3 protein-coding genes and 1 pseudogene are annotated in these 3,795 nt (G+C 37.0%); 2 read left to right on the top strand and 2 right to left on the bottom strand.

From position 1 onward, the window contains the following. Together W234_RS0105895 and W234_RS0105900 are read left to right on the top strand one after the other, a co-directional pair. On the top strand, positions 1-543 hold a 543-nt coding region (locus W234_RS0105895; protein WP_025645644.1), incomplete at its 5' end, for an IS1595 family transposase. Between the two features lie 127 nt (positions 544-670). Beyond that, entirely contained in the window at positions 671-2,902 is a 2,232-nt protein-coding gene (locus W234_RS0105900; protein WP_025645646.1) for an ATP-binding protein, read from the top strand. On the opposite strand, the pseudogene W234_RS0105905 reads toward W234_RS0105900, so the two are convergent. Then, a pseudogene (locus W234_RS0105905) lies at positions 2,897-3,280 on the bottom strand (transposase family protein); the annotation flags it as partial. The gene W234_RS0105900 and the pseudogene W234_RS0105905 overlap by 6 nt on opposite strands. Positions 3,281-3,288: 8 nt before the next feature. Continuing rightward, positions 3,289-3,729, bottom strand: coding sequence for a transposase family protein (locus W234_RS0105910; protein WP_025643546.1), 441 nt, complete (start codon positions 3,727-3,729; stop codon positions 3,289-3,291). Positions 3,730-3,795 lie beyond the last annotated feature (66 nt).

The following is a 3,795-nucleotide window of genomic DNA, read 5'->3' on the forward strand; positions in this document are numbered from 1 at the left end:
ACTGCTGCACTTTTTTATCATAAAATAAGACTTGTGATAGATTACCATCTCTCATTACAAGCTGATGAGCTTTTTGATGGCGAAGTCGAATTAGATGAAAGTTACTTTGGTGGCGTACGCAAAGGCAAAAGAGGTCGCGGGGCTGCTGGTAAAACCGCTGTATTTGGTATTCTAAAACGAAACGGTAAGGTTTATACCATTGTCGTAGCAGACACCAAACAAACCACCCTAATGCCTGTCATCAAGCGTAACATCAAGCCTGACAGCTTTGTTTATACGGATAGCTATCGAAGTTATAATGCATTAGATGTGAGCGAATTCAAACATTTCAGAGTCAATCACTCTAAAGAGTTTACTTGTGGTAAAAACAATCACATCAATGGCATTGAGAACTTTTGGAACCAGTCTAAACGAACTCTAAGAAAGTATAATGGGATCGATAAGAAGAACTTCCATTTGTTTTTAAAAGAGTGCGAGTTTAGATTTAACTATGGCTCACCATCTAATCAGCTGAAAACCTTGAGAAAATGGTGTGATATTTAATCCTTATCTACTACAGCCCCTAAATAATTGAAATATCCTTTCTCCTTAGCTCGTTTGTTTAGGGTAGAATTAAGTTTGTAAAATTTAAGAATGCAATACTAAATATATATGACAAGTAGGGCTTACCATGAGCGCAGGCTTAATCAAACATCTAAGAAAGAAAACTGATGAAGACAGCAATACTAGAATATTAATTTCGCAATGGGAGTTTGATGAAAAGCTCGTCGGTAAGTCGCTGGAAAATGTGGGCAGTTATTATCCGCACTTTAGTAGTCATAACGAATCGCACTCACAGCAAATCCTCGTCAATATCGAACGTCTACTTGGTAACAACATTGAAAAGCTGACAGCAACAGACACATGGTTAATCTTGGAAGCGGCTTATTGGCATGATATTGGTATGTTATTTAGTGCTGATGAAGTCCAACAGGTATTCAAAGAAGACGGCTTTAAAGAATATGTTGAAAGCCTCGCAAATGATAATACGCAAGACTTACATGATTTTGCCAAAGTGTGGCATGAAGATGGTTGGAATAAAGCACTTGTCAATCATTCAGACCCACATACGGGCGTTGAAAAGTATCGCCAGATGATCGCTGAATGGTATCGTCGTGGTCATGCTAAAAACTCAAATTCCGTGGTTTTGGATCCCTTTGAGAAACTTGGTATTAGCTCTCCTCGAACCGAACTTCTCCCAAAACGTATCTATCGTTATCTTGGTCAAATATGCTGGGCGCATGGGCTTGGTTTTGAAGATTATGTAATGAAAACTCTACCCTTCCGTCAAACCGGTATGGGTACAGAAAACTGTCACCCTCGTTTTGTCGCTTGCTTACTACGCTTAGGTGATTTATTTGATATTGATGACAACCGCTTTTGCCCTGTCATGTCTAAGCAAGCAGGAAATAATATGCCATCTCTTAGCAAGACACATGAACAGAAGCATCAAGCTATTCGTGAATTTCAATTAGATAATGAAACTGTTAGCGTGACTGCTATCTGTAGTACAGAAATGGCATATATTGAATGTCGTAGATGGTTTGATATGATTCAGAGCGAAATTCAAGATCAAATGTCACAATGGAAAAATATCGTACCGCATCGTGATTTTGGCTTATTACCAACTATTAATAAACTCGATGTTGAAATGGATGGCTCAAAGATTTTGTTGAATGATAAACCGATGAAATTTTCATTAGATGAACGTAGCGCTATTGAGTTATTGCAAGGTAATAACTTATATAAAGACGATATGAGTATATATCGTGAGCTGATCCAAAATGCTATTGATGCAACAATGATTAGAGTTTGGCTAGAGCATGGACAAGAGCACAGCACTAGAAAACTACCTAAAAACGCTAACCCTTATGACAAAGATACTCGTGAATTATTCGCAGACTATCCTATTACTTTAGATTGTAAAAAAGTCGCTGACAATAAAAACTCAACATTATGGGAGTTCAGCATTGAAGATAATGGTGTTGGTATCTCTCGTAAAGATCTTGAGTATATGCAAAAAATAGCAGGTTCAAAGAAGAATATAGAGAAACGAAAAATAGTTCGGCAAATGCCCGAATGGATGCAACCTTCAGGTGAGTTTGGTATTGGACTGCATAGCGCTTTTCTTCTTATGAAAAATTTGCCGATAGAAAAACAGAAGATTACTATTTTCACCAAAAGTCGCCTTACTCATGAAAGTTTAAAACTAGAGCTGCATTCACCCCTATCAGGTAAGGCAGGTTATTGTTTCATCACTGAGGTAGATGACTTAAAATCATACGGAACTAAACTAATAGTCAATGAATTATTTGAGAAAGACATTGAAAAGTATTTGAAAGACAGAGTGTTTGCGTACTCTAAGTACATAAAGCCAAGTGCACTTTATAGCTATCAATTTGGTAGTTATAGTGCCTTAGAGAAAGTTTTTTCAATATTTAAAAAAATATCTAATGAACTAGTTACTTTTGGTGTATCAGAAAAAATTAAAAGCATTATAAAAAAATCAAATTATTATTTAAATGAACTTAACTATCATAACAATAATAAAGTAGCGTACTGGGACGAAGAAAACAAATCTGCCTTAAATATAAGGATACTTAAAGAGAAAGACTACGAAAGTAATTTCCGTGTTTTCTCTAAATTTCCATCTGGAAATTTAAAAATATATTACAAAGGACAATATGTATGCTTAGTAAATACATCTGATAGGCATTCATCGGATAATTGGAATTTTTTACAGTATCCATTTATAGAGTATTCTTTAGATATCTATAATGTCGATGCTTCTAAAATCCTCACACTTAGTAGAGACAATATACGGGATAATCAAGACCTATTAGACCTCTTGCAAAAGTCATAATTTAAGCTCGGAATTAATGATACCAGCAAACAGCTTCATTCTAAGATCATAGCGCTGACGACGGTTGCGATATTTATGAGCCACGATTTTAAACAACTTGATTAAGCCTATTTTGTGCTCAACCACAATACGGAACTTTGCCAGATAGTGATTGGCCTGTTTGCATATCTCTAATAACTGACCACCACGAGGTTTCTTAAATGGCGTGAAAGTTTGCTCATGTAACTTTGCTAACCCTTGATAACCACTATCGGCTAGTAGCTTGGCGTCACAAGGTAACCAGTCAGGACAAGTATCTTTATACAGCTTAAAATCGTGGATTGACCCTTTACAGGTTTGCACATCAAGTATCAAACCAGTTTGCCAATGAACGATAACCTGCGCTTTTAAGGTGTGTTGTTTTTTCTTACCGCTGTAGTAGTCTCTTTGGTTTTTTTTGGACGCTCAATAGGGGTTTCGGTAGCATCAACAATGACGACTGACCAATTGATGTCGTCATCGACACGACTAGGCAGCTTTTTAGGTAATTCAAACTTGCCAGAGTCAATCAGTGTGTCTTCTACTTTACGAATGATACGGCTAGCAGAAGACTCATGAATACCAAAGTCCATACTGATATGATAAAGCGTGCGGTATTCACGCCAATAAGTCAGGGCTAGTAGTATCTGCTCCTTAAGACTGAGCACACTTGGTCTACCTGATTTGGTCTTAGATGCTTCATGCTCTTGCATGGCATCAAGCATGTCATAAAAGGTGGCTTTATGAATGCCAGTGTAGCGTTTAAAACCAGCGTCACTTTGTTTGAGTAGCTTATCTATGTTTGGCATGGTTCTTAGACAACGATGAATGTTCTTCTTATTTTAATTCCCTCTGCTACTTTTGCAAGAGGTCTA

The sequence above is a fragment of the Psychrobacter sp. TB15 genome, from assembly GCF_000511655.1.
In the GTDB taxonomy this organism is placed as follows: domain Bacteria; phylum Pseudomonadota; class Gammaproteobacteria; order Pseudomonadales; family Moraxellaceae; genus Psychrobacter; species Psychrobacter submarinus.

Excerpts from the sequence above, each read along its gene's own strand:
- W234_RS0105900 (WP_025645646.1), top strand. The coding sequence starts at position 671 with ATGAGCGCAGGCTTAATCAAACATCTAAGAAAGAAAACTGATGAAGAC.
- W234_RS0105910 (WP_025643546.1), bottom strand. The coding sequence starts at position 3,729 with ATGCCAAACATAGATAAGCTACTCAAACAAAGTGACGCTGGTTTTAAA.